Genomic DNA, 14,770 nt, shown 5'->3' with positions numbered 1-14,770 from the left:
ATGCCAATGGCATCATCAATCTGGCTGGTTTTACTAGCTCCAATCAGCACGGAGGTGACTCGGTCACCACGCAACACCCAGGCTAGAGCCATCTGCGACAACTTCTGGCCGCGCGCTTCGGCAATGGCATTCAGCTTACGCACTTTTTCCAGCTTCTCGGCGGTGAGTTGGTCGGTGGTGAGGAATTGGCTGCTGCTCGCCGCGCGTGAATCCTGCGGAATGCCCGCCAGATAGCGATCGGTCAACACGCCACCGGCCAGAGGGGAGAAGGCAATCGACCCAACGCCGTTTTGCGCCAGCGTATCCAGCAAATCGGCCTCTACCCAGCGCTCGAACATTGAGTATTTCGGCTGATGGATCAGGCACGGCGTGCCGAGGCGTTGCAGAATGGCGAAAGCCTGTTTGGCGCGCTCGGCCGGATAGTTGGACAACCCGACATACAGGGCTTTCCCCTGACGAACGATCAAATCCAGCGCCGCCATGGTCTCTTCCAGCGGTGTGTCCGGATCTGGGCGGTGATGGTAGAAGATATCCACATACTCTAGACCCATGCGTTTTAGGCTCTGGTTGAGGCTGGCGACCAGATATTTCTTCGAGCCCCAATCGCCATAAGGGCCGTCCCACATGGTGTAACCGGCCTTGGAGGAGATGATCAGCTCATCGCGATAAGGCAGCAAATCTTCCTGCAAAATGCGGCCAAAATGGGTTTCAGCCGAGCCGGGCGGTGGGCCGTAGTTGTTGGCTAAATCGAAATGGGTAATGCCATTATCGAAGGCGTGACGAATCAAATGGCGCGCGTTATCAAAGTGCGCGTTGTCGCCAAAGTTGTGCCACAAGCCAAGAGAGATGGCGGGCAACTTCAGCCCGCTGTGGCCGCAGCGGCGGTATTGCATCTGTTCATATCGCGTCGGTTTCGCCTGATAAGCCATAGAGTTAACCTTATTATTTTTAATCGTAGGGAAGATAAAAAGCTGTTTTAGTGTATGCGTTTCCACAGAATTTTCCAGCCAGTGACTTAACAAGGTTGCGCGAGGTGACCGCGCTTATCAGCAATCATGATGAAGCACGCCGCCTGCGCCCAAAACGGGCAGGGGTGTAAGGCAAAATTTCCAACCCTAATTTCTTGGGGACATTTCCTAATCGGCGATCTGCGTCAATACTTTCTAGAGTTATCAACTATAGAAGTTAAAAATATTAGGGGATCATGATGAGTAATGCTTATACCGTAGGTGACTATCTCCTTGACCGACTATCACTTAGCAATATTGCCCACCTGTTCGGCGTGCCCGGCGACTACAACCTGCAATTTCTCGACCATGTGATTAGCCACCAGCAAATAACCTGGGTGGGATGTACCAATGAGTTGAATGCCGCCTACGGCGCTGACGGCTATGCGCGGCGCAATGGGGCGTCTGCCCTGCTGACCACTTTCGGCGTGGGGGAACTCAGTGCGCTAAACGGGCTGGCGGGAAGCTATACCGAGTACCTGCCGGTGATCCATATTGTCGGCGCGCCGCCGCTGTCATCGCAGAAGAAGGGCGAACTGCTGCACCACTCCTTGGGAGACGGCAACTTTACTCGCTTTGCCGAGATGTCGCGGCAGGTCAGCGTGGCGCAGGGGCTGTTAACCCCGGATAATGCGCTGGCGGAAATTGACCGCGTGGTGGCCGAGGCGATTTACCACTCGCGGCCCGGCTACCTACTCTTGCCAAGCGACGTCGCCAAGCTCCCTGTCACCAGCCGTGCCACTCAACAGCCTCTTCTCCAGCCCGCCTTCTCCCCGGATTCCCTCACTGCCTTTACCGATGCCGCCCGTGAACTGCTGCGCGACAAGCGCCGAGTGACCGTGCTGGGGGATTTTCTGGCCGACCGTTTTAAAGCCAATCAGGCATTGCAGCAGTGGGTGGATGATGTTCCGCTGGCGCACTCAACGCTGCTGATGGGCAAAGGGCTGTTCAATGAGCAGAATCCACACTTTGCCGGGACCTATTCGGGCGCGGCGAGCTGCCCGGTGGTGAAGAAAGTGGTGGAACAGGCCGAGGTGGTGGTGACTGTCGGGGTGCGTTTTGGCGACACCATTAGCGCCGGATTTAGCCAAAAGCTGCCAGAAGGCGGCTGCATCGACCTCGAACCTTTCAGCGCCAAGATTGGCAAACAGGTTTTCCATCAGCTGCCGATGGCCAAGGCCGTCGAGGCGCTGCATCAGCTGACAGCCGAACTTCGCCAACAGTGGGAGAAGCCAGACTTTAGCCGCACGCCGCTGCCGGTTTCAGATAACAGCCAGCTGGACCAACAGGTGTTCTGGCAACTGATGCAGGAGTTTTTGCAGCCCAACGACCTGCTGGTGGTGGAGCAGGGCACATCCAGCTTTGGCGCGGCGAGTCTGACCTTGCCCGCAGGGTGTGATTTTATCGTCCAGCCGCTGTGGGGGTCGATTGGCTTCACCCTGCCTGCCGCCTTTGGCGCGCAGACCGCAGAGCCCGAGCGCCGGGTGGTGCTGATCATCGGTGACGGCTCGGCGCAGCTCACTCTGCAAGGGCTGGGCGCGGCGATCCGCTATGGCTTGAAAACCACTATTTTCCTGCTTAACAACGACGGTTACACGGTAGAAAGAGCGATTCACGGCGAAACGCAGCGCTACAACGACATAGCTCGCTGGAACTGGACCCTGTTCCCCGCGGCCTTTGGCGGGCCTGACGTGCTTAGCCAGCGAGTTGAAAACCGCGAGCAACTGAGCAAGGTGATGGGCACCTTGCGCGATAAACGGCAAATGGCGTGGGTGGAAGTGGTGCTGCCGAAGATGGATATTCCCGAGCTATTAGATGCAGTCAGCAAGTCTATCTCGAAGAGAAACTCCGGCGACTAACCAGACCGACGGCTCAGGGTTCATCGGCCAGCAAAGGATCGATTAGTTGGTCGATGAACCAACTTCCCGCCGGGCCGGGCTGATTATTCTTACTCCACACCGCGTCCACTGAAATCAGCTTCGGCCAGCCGCGCATCGGCAGCGTCACCAGCTTATTATGCCCAAACTGGCGCACCAGCCAGTGCGGCAGCACCGACCAACCAAAGCCTTGCTCGGCCATTTCCAGCAGCATCAGATAACTCGGCGCGGACCAAGTCTGCCCCTGCGCCCGCGTCTCGGTGCGGCGATAGGGCTGAAGGCTTAACTGGCGGAAAGTGTGCAACTGCTCCGGCTGGATGTTGGAAAGCTGGGCCAGCGGGTGGTCGCGGCTGACAAAAATATCCATGTCGGTCTGCTCCGGCAGGCGCGCCACGCCGATGTCCGGCGGATAGGAGTCCTGCACTTCCAGCATACCAATGTGCGCCCGCCCGGCCTGAAGCAGGTCAATCACGTCCTGATCCTCGGCAATCAGGCATTCAAACTCAATATCGGGATAGCGCCGCTCAAAGCGCTTGAGCAGATTTTCATGATGAGTCGGCTGGTAAGTGTCTGAAAGCACGAAGGTCAGCCGGGTTTCCACCTGCGTGGAGAGGCGGATCGCCAGCTCATCAAGGCGCTCGCTGGCAGCCAAAATCGCCTGAACGTGATTGAGCACCCGCTTGCCCTGCGGCGTTAACACCGGCTGGCGGCTATTGCGGTCAAACAGCGTCAGGCCCAAATCCACTTCAAGATTGGCGATGGCGGTACTGACCGTCGACTGGCTTTTGCGCAGTTTGCGCGCGGCGGCGGAGAAAGAGCCGGTGTCGGCGGCTTCCACAAAGGCAACTAAGGCTTCTGGCGAGTAACGCATGGCGATCTCCGGGCTAGCGAGTGGGTCAACCCATCTATTTTATCGATATTAACTATCTTTAACCTATCTTATTTGACGATGATAATGCTGGCCTGTGACCAAAGTCACTCACCAAATTGAGGAATTACGGCAGGTCTATATGTCAAAGTTAAAAACTAACGCTCAACTCGCGAGCAAAAAATCTTTAGGCGAGCGCATCCTGCATGCGGTCGGCTTTGAAGCCTTAGCGGTAATGATTTCCGCGCCGATCGCTGCATGGTTGTTGAACAAGTCGATGTTTGAAATGGGCACCTTGGCGATTTTACTCTCCACCACGGCAATGCTGTGGAACATCGTTTATAACTCGATTTTCGATCGCCTGTGGCCGGTCAGCCGCGTGGCGCGGACCCTGAAAGTGCGTGTCTGCCACGCCTTAGGCTTTGAGGGCGGCTTTATATTGATGGGTCTGCCGATTGCCGCAGGCTGGTTGGGCATTTCGCTGCTTAACGCCTTTATGCTGGAAATCGGCTTCTTCCTGTTCTTCCTGCCCTACACCATGTTCTACAACTGGCTGTATGACACCTTGCGCCAACGCATTGTTGAGCGCCGGGCAGCTCGCCTCGCGGATCAAGCCGCTGAGAAAGTCTGCTCTGCAAAACAGTAATTTTCTGCTCACCGGGCGCGCCTTCGTTTGTCAGCGAAGGCGCGCTCAGTTATGTTTTACCCTCACGCAAAACAGAGTCGGCAGGGGAACAGCAGATGAAAACCTTAGGATTAATTGGCGGCATGAGTTGGGAATCCACCGTGCCTTACTACCGCACCATCAATGAACACGTCAAACGGCAGCTCGGCGGATTGCACTCTGCGCGGCTGTTCCTGCACAGCGTCGACTTCTACGATATTGAAAAACTTCAGGCCCAAGGGGATTGGCAGCAGGCTGGGCAAATTCTCGGCGATGCCGCACAGGCGCTGGCGCGCGCCGGGGCTGAGATAATTGTGGTCTGTACCAACACCATGCATAAAGTGGCGGATGACATTGAGCGTATTGGCGGCCTGCCGCTGCTGCATATTGCCGACGCGACGGCGGAAAAGATCAAAGCTCAGGGGCTGAAGCGCATTGGCCTGCTCGGCACCAAATTCACCATGGAGCAGGATTTCTATCGCGGCCGCTTGCAGGATAAACACCAGATTGAGGTGCTGACCCCGAACGAGGCTGACCGCAACATTGTGCATCGCATCATCTATGAAGAGCTTTGTCTGGGGGAAATCAGCGACGCGTCCCGTGAAGAGTATCGCCGCATCATGGGCGAGCTAGAGCAGCAGGGCGCGGAGGGGATTATTCTCGGCTGCACCGAAATCACACTGCTGGTGGGCCAGCAGGATGCCAGCGTGCCGGTGTTTGACACCACCGCCATCCATGCACTGGCGGCGGCGGAGTTCGCGCTTTCTGACCAATAAGCCTTTATTCGGCTTCTTTATTCTCTTTGCGAGCAGGCAGATATTTGCTGACCAGCATTAGCGGTTTGCCTGCCAGCAGCAGCCACGCTGGCAGCATCACAATGCACAGCAGCGGCAGCAGTTTCAGGCCCGGCACCACGGCGGCGGCCATAAACAGGCTTAGCCAGCCGTCGCGGGTGACCACCAGTACCATGCCCATCACGGCGCAAGACACGGTGACCGCAGCAGGCACGTCGGGCGCGTATTGATGCAGCATCAGCCCAAGAGAAACCCCCACGAAAACCGCCGGGAAGATGCGCCCGCCCCTGAAGCCACAGGCGGCGGCGACGACTAGCGCGGCAAGCTTGGTCAGGGTTATCGCCAGCATCGAGCTAATTTCAAATAGCTGGTCAGATTCCGCCAGCTGTTTCATCTCATCCAGCCCTTTAAACAGAGTAATTTCCCCGCCAATCAGCGCCAGAAGGCCTAACACAAAGCCGCCAAGGCCAAGCATCAGAACCGGGTTTTTGATGCTGTGGAACAGGCGATGCACGTGTGGGAATAGCCAGACGGCGACCATGCCGATCGCAATCGCAATCAGCACCACCACCGAGCCGCTGAACACATCCACTAGACGCGATGCGTCGTAAGGGTCGATATTCAAAGAGAAATCTGGCTCGAAGAACTGATCGGTAGTCAGCGCACCCGCGCCCGCAGCGACCAGTGGCGCAAACAGCCTGTCCCACAGCGGAACGTCTTTATCTCCGCCGAGCATTTGCGAAAAAATCAGCGCGGCGGCGATAGGTGTGCCGAACAGCGCGCCGATGGTGCCCGCGGCGGCTAAAATCACCCAGTCCATGGTCGGTACTTTCGGCAATAAATAGCGCCCGGCGGTGGCGACCAGCGCGATATTAATCACCGTGATAGGGTATTCCGGCCCGAGACTCACACCGCCGGCTAGCCCCAGCATCAAGGCCAATGCCAAGCCCGGCAGGGCGTTCAGCGCAACCGGCGGGCCAATCAGCGATTCGGTGGCGGGATCTGGCCCAGCGTGGCCCGGCATATACTTAATGATTGCGCCAACGCCGAGGCCAGTTAGCGTCAGCATAAATAAGGTCCAGCTGGCGGAGCTGGTATCAATATGCAAAGCGGAAGGAATGTGTTGCCAGAGCAGGGTTTGCAGCGCGCCTGCCAGCATCATGATAGCGACCAGAATCAGGCTGGATAAGATGCCAATGAGCAACGCGGGCAGAGTAAAAACCAACATCGTTTTCGCACGGGGATGCAGCATGCACATATCCTTTTATGATGAGCTGCACTCGCTCGACGCTTCAGCACAGGCTTTGTATCGCAATGATGGCTAAGAATTTGGGCATAAGCGACATTATTTTAGATGCCGTGCCGCATAAATGCGCGTTGCCTCAAATGGGCGTTGCAGGCTATAGCAATTACCGCTATTTTGCCCACATTATTCTGTAAACTTTTATAGTCCTGCAAGCGGGTTTTAACCAGCCTCAACGATTGATAATAACGGTATTTATCGTTTTTACCCGGCCTCCAGACCAGACAGGATTGAGAATCTACTTTTTCGGAGAAGAAAATGACCAAATACTCCTTGGTGGGGGACGTCGGCGGTACTAACTGTCGTCTTGCACTGTGCGCGCTCGACAGCGGAGCCATCTCGGCTTCTAAAACCTTTTCTGGCTTGGATTACCCAAGTTTAGAAGACGTAGTGCGTGTCTACCTTGAGCAGCAAGAGCACGAAGTAAAAGACGCCTGTATTGCCATTGCCTGCCCGATCACCGGCGACTGGGTGGCAATGACCAACCACACTTGGGCATTTTCAATTGCCGAGATGAAAGCCAACCTGAAGTTGGATCATCTGGAAGTGATCAATGACTTCACCGCCGTTTCCATGGCGATCCCGATGTTACAGGAGCAAGACCTGTTGCAGTTCGGCGGCAAAAAGCCGTTAGACGGCAAACCGGCGGTGATTTTTGGCGCGGGCACGGGGTTGGGCGTCGCCCACCTGATCCACGCCGACAAACGCTGGCTGAGCCTGCCGGGCGAGGGTGGTCATGTTGATTTCGCGCCAAACAGTGAAGAAGAGGACATCATCCTCGAGCAGCTGCGCGCCGAAATGGGCCACGTTTCCGCCGAGCGCATTTTGTCTGGTCCGGGGCTGGTGAATCTGTACCGCGCGATTGTGAAAGCCGATGGCCGCGTGCCGGAGAATTTCGCGCCGAAAGATGTTACCGAGCTGGCGCTGAGTGACGAGAATCTTGACTGCCGCCGCGCACTCTCGCTGTTCTGCGTGATCATGGGTCGCTTCGGCGGCAATCTGGCGCTGAACATGGGCACCTTCGGCGGCGTGTATATCGCCGGTGGCATCGTGCCGCGCTTCCTCGAGTTCTTTAAGGCTTCCGGTTTCCGCGCCGCCTTTGAAGACAAGGGCCGTTTCAAAGACTACCTACATGACATTCCTGTCTATCTGATCACTCACGATCAGCCGGGGCTGCTGGGATCGGGTGCTTATTTACGCCAGTCGATGGGCATGACGCTGTAATCTGCCTCTCTTTTCTCCCCCGGCCTCGGGGGAGAATATTTACGTTAAAAGCGCATTAACGTTCTGAATTCCTTCACTTTGCTGCGACTCACCGGCACTTCGAAATCCAAATCGCTTAATCGCAAAATATAGGTGTTGTTGAACCACGGCACGATTTCGCGGATTTTCGACAAATTCACACAATATGAGCGATGACAGCGGAAGAAGTGCTCTTCCGGCAGGCGATTGCACAGCTCGGTGATATTCATCGGCATGGTGAATTCTTCTTTGCGGGTATAAACCTGCGTCACCTTCTCCTGCGCCGCCGCGTAATAGATGTCATTGATATCAGTGACAATGATCCGCTCATCTTTAATCAAATTGATGCTGTGGCTGGCGCGATTGCTGCTCGGCGCTGGCTGGGTTAGTGCCTGTTTGTCGCGTTTAAAATGCATCTCCAGTTTTTGCAGCATGGTGACAATCCGCGACTCGTGATAAGGCTTGAGAATGTAGTCGAAAGCCTCGATTTCATAAGCCTCGGCGGCATGCTCTTTATAGGCGGTGATGAAGATAATGTAAGGCTTGTGCGCGAACTTGCTGATGTTCTGCGCCAGCAGCACGCCGTCGAGCGACGGAATGTTGATATCAAGGAAAATCGCATCAACTTCATGGGTTTGCAGATACTTCAGCACGTCCAGCCCGTCGTCAAAGCTGGCTTCGATTTTGATTTCACTGTGCGCATTAATCAGATAACTCAGCTCCTCCTGTGCGAGGACTTCGTCTTCAACGATGATGGCTTTCATTAGCATTTTCCGAGGTGATCAAAAATGAAATTTCCGTGCCCGGCTCAAGGCGGCGGATGGTTAACCCGTGGCCATACAGCAGTGAAACGCGATGATGCACGTTGAGCAGGCCGATTTTATTGCCGGGCATTTCATTTGCCGCTACCCGGTCAATGGTTTCCTGATTTATGCCGTGTCCGGTGTCTTTAATCGACACTCTAATGTTACTGCCCTGACGCTTCACCGCAATCACCACCACGCCTTTACCGCTGCACGGCTGAATGCCGTGAACAATGGCGTTTTCAACCAAAGGCTGAATTAACAGGCTGGGGATCTGCACCGAGATATCGTCATCAATATCATAGATAACCGTCAGCTTGCTGCCAAAGCGCGCTTGCTCAATGGCGATGTAATCCTGCACCTGATGCAGCTCTTTACGCAGGTCAATCAGTTCGTCATTCAATTCCAGATTGTAACGCAGATAGCGCGACAGATTGATGATCAGCTGGCGCGCGGTGTCAGGCCGGGCGCGGATTGAAGAGGAAATAGCATTCAGCGCATTAAACAGGAAGTGCGGATTGATTTTGCTCTGCAGGGCGCGCATTTCGGCTTTATTGGCCATTTCGCGCAGTTGCTCAGCGCGCGACACTTCCATCTGAGTCGAGATAATTTGCGACAGGCCGACTGCCATCACTTTTAGCGAATAGGTGATGCGGTGGGCGTGGCAGTAATAGATTTTTAGCGAGCCGGTCACCACGCCGCTCTCCCACAGTGGGATAATGATCAGCGAGTGGATCTCCGGCGTGCGGTCCACTTCATCATTGTTCTTAATGGTGATTTGCCCCGACTCCAGCGTCGCCTTGGTGATATCGCTGATGATCTCGTGGCCGATGTTGTACTGATCCGCGCCCACGCCGACATAGGCCAGAATATTTTTGGTATCAGTAATGGCGACGGCGTCGGCGTTGATATCTTCGCGAATAATACTGCAAATCTTTTCCAGCGACCGGGCGTTGATATTTGGCCCTTCAATGTGGCGGAAATAGGGCAGGGTTTTATTGGCGATGTCCAAGGCCAGTCGCGCCTGACGGGCGGCAATCACCTCTTTTTCGTCGGCCACGCTTTGCACCAGCAGGATAATCAGGCCAATCGAGCTGGCTCCCAAAATCAGCGGCGCGGCGATGCTCATGACGATATCCACCCCCAGCGAAAACGGCTTCGCCATCAGCAAAATCAGCACCATGGTCAGGGCTTCGCACAGCATTCCGGCGGCGATACCCACTTTCCAATGGTTAGCTTTTTTCACTTTCAGGTTGATATAACCCGAGGTAAAACCGGCCACGATGCTGGTTATCAAGCAGGGCAGCGAGGTGACACCATGGATATCAATAAGATAGCGGTGCGAGCCGGAAATCAGGCCGGTAATAATCCCCACCCAAGGCCCAAACAGGATGCCGCCGGACATAATGGCGATGGTGCGCACGTTAATCAGCGAGCCTTCGACATTAATCCCCGACAGGGTGCCGAAAATGGCAAACAGCGAAAAAATCGCGGTAGCGGCGGCGAGTTCCAGCGCCGTGTGGTTATGGCTCTCTTTCTGTAGCAGCTTGCGAAACAGGCGGGTACGGGTGAGGAAGAACAGACAGATTAACATCAGGGCTGCACGGTCAAAGACCGCCAGCAACATTTCAAACACTTGTGGCACGGCAAGCTCCCTGTTTTGCGGCTTGGCCTATTATAACAGGGAATTATCCTAGGGAATGAAATGCACTAAAACCATAAATGGTATGAATAACCAATAATTCAATTGTAAGCTGAGTCGGTACCTACCCAGAGGAAAATAATGATGAAAACTCTGACCCCGTTACAGCTCACCAGCCCGCGTCTGGTGATGCAACCGATTGAAAATGAAGACTGGTGGCTGTTCCAAAAGCTATACCAAACGCCAGAGGTAATGCGCTTTATTGGTGATATCGACTCGCCGGCGCAAATCCGCAATCGCTTCGAGCAGCGCCTTGGTCACTGGGATCGCTATGCCGATTTTTGGCTCTGTCTGGTGATCCGCGAGCGCCAAACCGGCGCGGCAGTAGGGCTGACCGGCTTCTTCCCCGACTGGCGGCCTTATCAGCAAGGCGAAGTCGGCTTTATCATTTCTCCCGAGTATCAGGGCAAGGGCTTCGCAGTGGAATCACTAAAAGCCGTGCTGGATTTTGCTTTTGATACCTGCGGCTTTCATCGCCTACAGGCCAACGTGCTGGAGGGCAATTTCGCCTCACGCAAGGTGCTGGAGAAGTGCGGATTCAAGCTCGAAGGCTGCCTGCGCGACAGTTACCGCATCGGCGAAAAGTGGCATAACGACTGGCTGCTGGGAATTCTGGCCGATGACCCGCGCGGTGAATTGCGTGTTGATTAAAAATAGGTCGTCTGGGGTATCGACAGTTTTTTCTGCCTGAGATATGTTCTTGGAAGGCCGCATCGCGGCCAGCGTCGCTCGGACGGTCCGGGCGCTCACGTATCCTTGAGGAATTTATGGCTGACTCCAGTTCTCCACGTCGTTTTTCGCGTATCGATCGTCTTCCCCCTTATGTTTTTAACATTACCGCTGAATTGAAAATGGCTGCGCGACGTCGCGGCGAAGACATTATTGATTTCAGTATGGGGAACCCTGATGGCGCAACCCCGCCGCACATTGTTGAGAAAATGGTGCAGGTGGCCCAGCGCGAAGATACCCACGGTTACTCCACGTCACGCGGTATTCCGCGCCTGCGCCGTGCGATTTCCCGCTGGTATGCCGACCGCTATCAGGTAGAAATCGATCCAGAAAGCGAAGCCATTGTGACCATTGGCTCGAAAGAGGGGCTGGCGCACCTGATGCTGGCGACCTTGGATCACGGTGATACCGTGTTGGTGCCAAACCCAAGCTATCCGATTCATATCTACGGCGCGGTGATTGCCGGTGCGCAGGTGCGCTCGGTGCCATTAACCGACGGCGTGGATTTCTTTGCTGAACTGGAACGCGCTATTCGCGAAACCATTCCGCGCCCGAAAATGATGATCCTCGGCTTCCCGTCTAACCCGACGGCGCAGTGCGTCGAGCTGGATTTCTTCGAACGCGTAGTCGCGCTGGCGAAGCAGTACAACGTGCTGGTTATCCATGACTTGGCCTATGCCGATATTGTGTATGACGGCTGGAAAGCGCCTTCTATTATGCAGGTGCCGGGCGCGAAGGACATCGCGGTCGAGTTCTTCACCCTGTCGAAAAGCTACAATATGGCGGGCTGGCGCATCGGCTTTATGGTCGGTAACCCGGAGCTGGTCAGCGCGCTGGCGCGAATCAAAAGCTACCACGACTATGGCACCTTTACCCCGTTGCAGGTGGCAGCGATTGCCGCGCTGGAAGGGGATCAGCAGTGCGTGAAAGATATCGCCGAGCAGTACCGTCAGCGCCGCAACGTGCTGGTTCGCGGCTTGCACGAGGCGGGCTGGATGGTGGATAACCCGAAAGCCTCGATGTACGTTTGGGCTAAAATCCCTCCCGCTTACGCACACTTAGGTTCGCTGGAATTCGCCAAACGCCTGCTGGCCGACGCCAAGGTTTGCGTCTCGCCGGGCATTGGTTTCGGTGACTACGGCGATACCCACGTGCGTTTCGCTCTGATCGAAAACCAGGATCGCATCCGTCAGGCGGTGCGCGGCATTAAAGCCATGTTCCGCGCAGATGGCGTGATCCCGGCTAAATCTTAATAAACTCTTCGGTTCGCACAAGGCGCCGCAATCATGCTGCGCCTTTTTTATTTCTGGAATGTTTCTTCCAAAACGCACTCGAAACGCTTATCTTAGTCCCATATTGGGAGTAGGGGAGTGAAACCATGACCATTCATCCGATTCGAAATGAGCAAGATTATCAAGCGGCGCTTAAAGTCGTTTCACCTCTCTTTGATAATGAACCAGAGCCCGGCACGCCTGAAGGGGATTTCTTTGAGGTGATGATCACCTTGATTGAAGCTTATGAACTCAAGCATTTTCCAGTCGATCTGCCTGATCCGATTGAGGCGATCAAATTTAGGATGGAGCAGTCGGGCCTGACTGCCAAGGATTTACAGCCCGCGATTGGGCGTACCAATCGGGTTTACGAGGTGCTCAATGGTAAACGTAAACTCACGTTACCGATGATTTGGAAGCTGCATACTTTGTTTGGCATTCCTGCTGAAAGCCTCATCAAACCCATCAATTAGCAGCCCAAAACAACAAAACCCGGCATTGGCCGGGTTTTTTTATGGCATTAGGTTATGCCGTGCTCATGCTTATCGAGCAAACAAGCTGATTATTTACGGCCTGTCAGTTTCGCCAGCAGGAAACCTACACCGGCTGCGATAAGCAGGGCCGGGACTGGGTTATCTGTGGTTTGGCGTTTCACCGTATCTACGGCATCGTTCACCGCGTAGGAAGCCTGAGAAAGGTTTTTGCGGACTACGCCCTCGGCTTGCAGACCACGGTCTTCTGTTGCACGACCAAACTCTTCCTGACCTTTGCCAACCAGCTCTTCAGCTTTATCTTTCGCTTTATCAAACATAAGCAGTTCCTTTTGTCTGGAGGACGGGCAACATGCCAGCCCAACGCACTTCAATTTATACAAAACGCACTTTAATTCATAAAAGCGTCATACCTCATTAACTGTAGACCATGAATTGAAGAGAACAGGGGCCGATTTGCTGAGAGTTATCTTAAATCTTGTGGGAAACCAGCAAAACCCAAGCGAGTCACTAGTCTTAGACAGGTGGTCTTAGATTTCACTCGTTGAGTGATAAGAGGGGGAAAATGACACAGGACGCGCTAAAAAAAAGTCGCATTGAGATAGTGAAGCAGTTTTACAGCAAGCTGGATCAGGCAGATGCGACACTGCTGGACCTGTTTACCGACGATACTGAGGTGTTTTTCCCAAAATTTGGTACGGCGAAGGGAAAATCATCGCTGGGCGAGTTGGGTAAATGCTTCGCGCTGGAAATCGATAAAATCCAGCATATGCAGGATAAGTTTCGCTTTATCACCGATGGCGACACGCTGGTGGTCGAGGGGCAGATGCGCGGCGTGATGCAAAGCGGCGAACGCTGGCCTACGGCCGAGGCGGGCAGTCACCACTTCTGCGCGGTATTTGAATTTAATCAGTTATTGATTCAGCGGCTGAGTATTTATCTCGACCCGGATTTTAATCTGGAAGATAAAAAACGGGTCAATAATTACCAACAATCTGAATAACATTCCGAGTAAAAACTGAGCAAAAAAAAGAAAGGAAACCCGCCTCAATCGTTGGGTTTCCTTTCGCCAACTATTGCCAAAACCCGGCGTCATCACGCTACAGGGGATCCGATTTTCTGGGATAACGTGAATCAACGGCTCCGAATTCAAGAGGCAATAGGGACAATCAGGTTCTTATACTTTTCGAGCACCGGCGCTTTGGCATCCTGCGGATTTTGCAGTTGCCACAAGTTGCGGCTGATACCGTCATTCACCAGATAAATTACGCCGGTTTCAATCGCCGACATCAGACAGAGCATCACAGGTTCATTGGTGGTGTAGCCTAATTCTCCTTCCAGTAATCGTTGATAATCCACAAACCGGAACACCCCGGCCTGCACCTCATAGGACAAAATGGTTTTGCTGGTATTAACAGACGACAGAACTTCCCCGGTATTGACGTCGACAGCGCGCAGGTTCACAGCTATCTGGTCTAACTGGTACTGCGTGCTGGCCCCGATACCGAAGTATCTGGCACCTACGCCGCCGGATTTCACATTGCTTTCGTAGCCAATGATTGACCCTTCAATCAAAATATTCGCCGCCACCAGTGAGGAGAGGGCGCGGGCGTTGTTCTCCGCCACGCTGCCATTTTCCTGCGCGGCGCGGATGATCTTGCGTTCATTCAACAGGTTCTGTAGCCCCTGGCGCTCTAAAGGAATAAACCATTTGGAATCCTTGAGCGCCGACACCAGCATGGCGGTGGCGCTTTGCGGCACGGCAGTCGAGAAGTTACTGGCCGGATAAGGTTTGAACTGGCCGGTTTCATCCTGAATGTTGTAAACCGAGACAAATATTTTGCCGCGCGCTGGAGGCAAGTTCGTCAGGTCCTGATAGCTCTGGGCGCGAGGTAGCAAGGTCGGTTTTGCTGCCTGATTGGGTGGTGCAGTCAAACAGCCCGTGAGGGCAAAAATCATCAGAAGTAAAAACAAGCTGCGCATAGTGGTCTTCCCGCTGGTGTTATTGGCAATAAGTTT

At 54.3% G+C, this 14,770-nt stretch carries 15 protein-coding genes; 8 read left to right on the top strand and 7 right to left on the bottom strand.

The features are described from left to right. Positions 1–929 (bottom strand): aldo/keto reductase (locus GEAM_RS12520; RefSeq protein WP_034791980.1); only part of this gene is annotated, 929 nt, incomplete at its 3' end. A gap of 278 nt (positions 930–1,207) precedes the next feature. Between GEAM_RS12520 and GEAM_RS12515 the strand changes: the two genes are divergently transcribed. Then, entirely contained in the window at positions 1,208–2,866 is a 1,659-nt protein-coding gene (locus GEAM_RS12515; RefSeq protein WP_034791978.1) for an alpha-keto acid decarboxylase family protein, read from the top strand. Positions 2,867–2,879: 13 nt separating this feature from the next. Here GEAM_RS12515 and GEAM_RS12510 read toward each other — a convergent pair whose 3' ends face one another. Continuing rightward, positions 2,880–3,755 carry a LysR family transcriptional regulator gene (locus GEAM_RS12510; protein WP_034791975.1) on the bottom strand — a complete coding sequence of 292 codons (876 nt, stop codon included), beginning with the start codon at positions 3,753–3,755 and terminating at the stop codon, positions 2,880–2,882. Positions 3,756–3,894: 139 nt separating this feature from the next. Here GEAM_RS12510 and GEAM_RS12505 point away from each other — a divergent pair, with 139 nt between their 5' ends. Both GEAM_RS12505 and GEAM_RS12500 read left to right on the top strand, forming a co-directional pair. Then, positions 3,895–4,398: a multidrug/biocide efflux PACE transporter gene (locus GEAM_RS12505; RefSeq protein WP_034791973.1), complete on the top strand. Its 504-nt coding sequence runs from the start codon at positions 3,895–3,897 to the stop codon at positions 4,396–4,398. 95 nt (positions 4,399–4,493) lie between these two features. Then, positions 4,494–5,192, top strand: a complete 699-nt coding sequence (locus tag GEAM_RS12500) for an aspartate/glutamate racemase family protein (protein WP_034791971.1) — start codon at positions 4,494–4,496, stop codon at positions 5,190–5,192. A 4-nt stretch (positions 5,193–5,196) separates the two neighbouring features. On the opposite strand, the gene GEAM_RS12495 is transcribed toward GEAM_RS12500, so the two are convergent. Then, a complete protein-coding gene (locus tag GEAM_RS12495; protein ID WP_034791969.1) occupies positions 5,197–6,462 on the bottom strand; it encodes an ion channel protein in 1,266 nt (421 codons plus the stop codon). A 309-nt stretch (positions 6,463–6,771) separates the two neighbouring features. Here GEAM_RS12495 and glk point away from each other — a divergent pair, with 309 nt between their 5' ends. Continuing rightward, complete coding sequence (gene glk, locus GEAM_RS12490; protein WP_034791967.1) at positions 6,772–7,737, top strand: glucokinase; 966 nt, start codon at positions 6,772–6,774, stop codon at positions 7,735–7,737. Positions 7,738–7,781: 44 nt separating this feature from the next. Here the strand turns inward: glk and GEAM_RS12485 are convergent, their stop codons facing one another. Both GEAM_RS12485 and GEAM_RS12480 read right to left on the bottom strand, forming a co-directional pair. Then, positions 7,782–8,519 carry a LytR/AlgR family response regulator transcription factor gene (locus tag GEAM_RS12485; protein ID WP_034791965.1) on the bottom strand — a complete coding sequence of 246 codons (738 nt, stop codon included), beginning with the start codon at positions 8,517–8,519 and terminating at the stop codon, positions 7,782–7,784. After that, positions 8,500–10,203 carry a sensor histidine kinase gene (locus GEAM_RS12480; RefSeq protein WP_034791963.1) on the bottom strand — a complete coding sequence of 568 codons (1,704 nt, stop codon included), beginning with the start codon at positions 10,201–10,203 and terminating at the stop codon, positions 8,500–8,502. The genes GEAM_RS12485 and GEAM_RS12480 overlap by 20 nt, the downstream gene beginning before the upstream one ends. Before the next feature lie 138 nt (positions 10,204–10,341). Here GEAM_RS12480 and GEAM_RS12475 point away from each other — a divergent pair, with 138 nt between their 5' ends. The 3 genes from GEAM_RS12475 (at position 10,342) to GEAM_RS12465 (ending at position 12,733) form a co-directional block, all read left to right on the top strand. Continuing rightward, positions 10,342–10,911, top strand: a complete 570-nt coding sequence (locus tag GEAM_RS12475) for a GNAT family N-acetyltransferase (RefSeq protein WP_246867340.1) — start codon at positions 10,342–10,344, stop codon at positions 10,909–10,911. Positions 10,912–11,027: 116 nt separating this feature from the next. Beyond that, positions 11,028–12,242 carry an alanine transaminase gene (gene alaC, locus GEAM_RS12470; protein WP_034791959.1) on the top strand — a complete coding sequence of 405 codons (1,215 nt, stop codon included), beginning with the start codon at positions 11,028–11,030 and terminating at the stop codon, positions 12,240–12,242. Positions 12,243–12,367: 125 nt separating this feature from the next. Beyond that, on the top strand, positions 12,368–12,733 hold the full coding sequence (locus GEAM_RS12465; RefSeq protein WP_034791957.1) for a helix-turn-helix domain-containing protein: 366 nt from the start codon (positions 12,368–12,370) through the stop codon (positions 12,731–12,733). A gap of 89 nt (positions 12,734–12,822) precedes the next feature. Here the strand turns inward: GEAM_RS12465 and GEAM_RS12460 are convergent, their stop codons facing one another. Next, positions 12,823–13,071, bottom strand: a complete 249-nt coding sequence (locus tag GEAM_RS12460) for a CsbD family protein (protein ID WP_034791956.1) — start codon at positions 13,069–13,071, stop codon at positions 12,823–12,825. Between the two features lie 245 nt (positions 13,072–13,316). Between GEAM_RS12460 and GEAM_RS12455 the strand changes: the two genes are divergently transcribed. Further along, positions 13,317–13,754, top strand: coding sequence for a nuclear transport factor 2 family protein (locus GEAM_RS12455; RefSeq protein WP_034791952.1), 438 nt, complete (start codon positions 13,317–13,319; stop codon positions 13,752–13,754). Positions 13,755–13,900: 146 nt separating this feature from the next. Here the strand turns inward: GEAM_RS12455 and csgG are convergent, their stop codons facing one another. Further along, positions 13,901–14,734, bottom strand: a complete 834-nt coding sequence (csgG, locus tag GEAM_RS12450; RefSeq protein WP_034791993.1) for a curli production assembly/transport protein CsgG — start codon at positions 14,732–14,734, stop codon at positions 13,901–13,903. Between the last annotated feature and the right edge of the window lie 36 nt (positions 14,735–14,770).

Origin of the sequence: Ewingella americana ATCC 33852 (genome assembly GCF_000735345.1) — a bacterium.
Taxonomy (GTDB): domain Bacteria; phylum Pseudomonadota; class Gammaproteobacteria; order Enterobacterales; family Enterobacteriaceae; genus Ewingella; species Ewingella americana.
The sequence above is the reverse complement of the archived record's forward strand: the minus strand, read 5'-3'. Positions and strand labels throughout refer to the sequence as shown.

What these genes read in the sequence shown, in the direction of transcription:
- GEAM_RS12485 (WP_034791965.1), bottom strand. Translation starts at nt 8,519, where the DNA reads ATGAAAGCCATCATCGTTGAAGACGAAGTCCTCGCACAGGAGGAGCTG.
- GEAM_RS12495 (WP_034791969.1), bottom strand. Translation starts at nt 6,462, where the DNA reads ATGCTGCATCCCCGTGCGAAAACGATGTTGGTTTTTACTCTGCCCGCG.
- GEAM_RS12500 (WP_034791971.1), top strand. Translation starts at nt 4,494, where the DNA reads ATGAAAACCTTAGGATTAATTGGCGGCATGAGTTGGGAATCCACCGTG.
- GEAM_RS12505 (WP_034791973.1), top strand. Translation starts at nt 3,895, where the DNA reads ATGTCAAAGTTAAAAACTAACGCTCAACTCGCGAGCAAAAAATCTTTA.
- csgG (WP_034791993.1), bottom strand. Translation starts at nt 14,734, where the DNA reads ATGCGCAGCTTGTTTTTACTTCTGATGATTTTTGCCCTCACGGGCTGT.
- glk (WP_034791967.1), top strand. Translation starts at nt 6,772, where the DNA reads ATGACCAAATACTCCTTGGTGGGGGACGTCGGCGGTACTAACTGTCGT.
- GEAM_RS12465 (WP_034791957.1), top strand. Translation starts at nt 12,368, where the DNA reads ATGACCATTCATCCGATTCGAAATGAGCAAGATTATCAAGCGGCGCTT.
- GEAM_RS12455 (WP_034791952.1), top strand. Translation starts at nt 13,317, where the DNA reads ATGACACAGGACGCGCTAAAAAAAAGTCGCATTGAGATAGTGAAGCAG.
- GEAM_RS12475 (WP_246867340.1), top strand. Translation starts at nt 10,342, where the DNA reads ATGATGAAAACTCTGACCCCGTTACAGCTCACCAGCCCGCGTCTGGTG.
- alaC (WP_034791959.1), top strand. Translation starts at nt 11,028, where the DNA reads ATGGCTGACTCCAGTTCTCCACGTCGTTTTTCGCGTATCGATCGTCTT.
- GEAM_RS12510 (WP_034791975.1), bottom strand. Translation starts at nt 3,755, where the DNA reads ATGCGTTACTCGCCAGAAGCCTTAGTTGCCTTTGTGGAAGCCGCCGAC.
- GEAM_RS12515 (WP_034791978.1), top strand. Translation starts at nt 1,208, where the DNA reads ATGAGTAATGCTTATACCGTAGGTGACTATCTCCTTGACCGACTATCA.
- GEAM_RS12460 (WP_034791956.1), bottom strand. Translation starts at nt 13,071, where the DNA reads ATGTTTGATAAAGCGAAAGATAAAGCTGAAGAGCTGGTTGGCAAAGGT.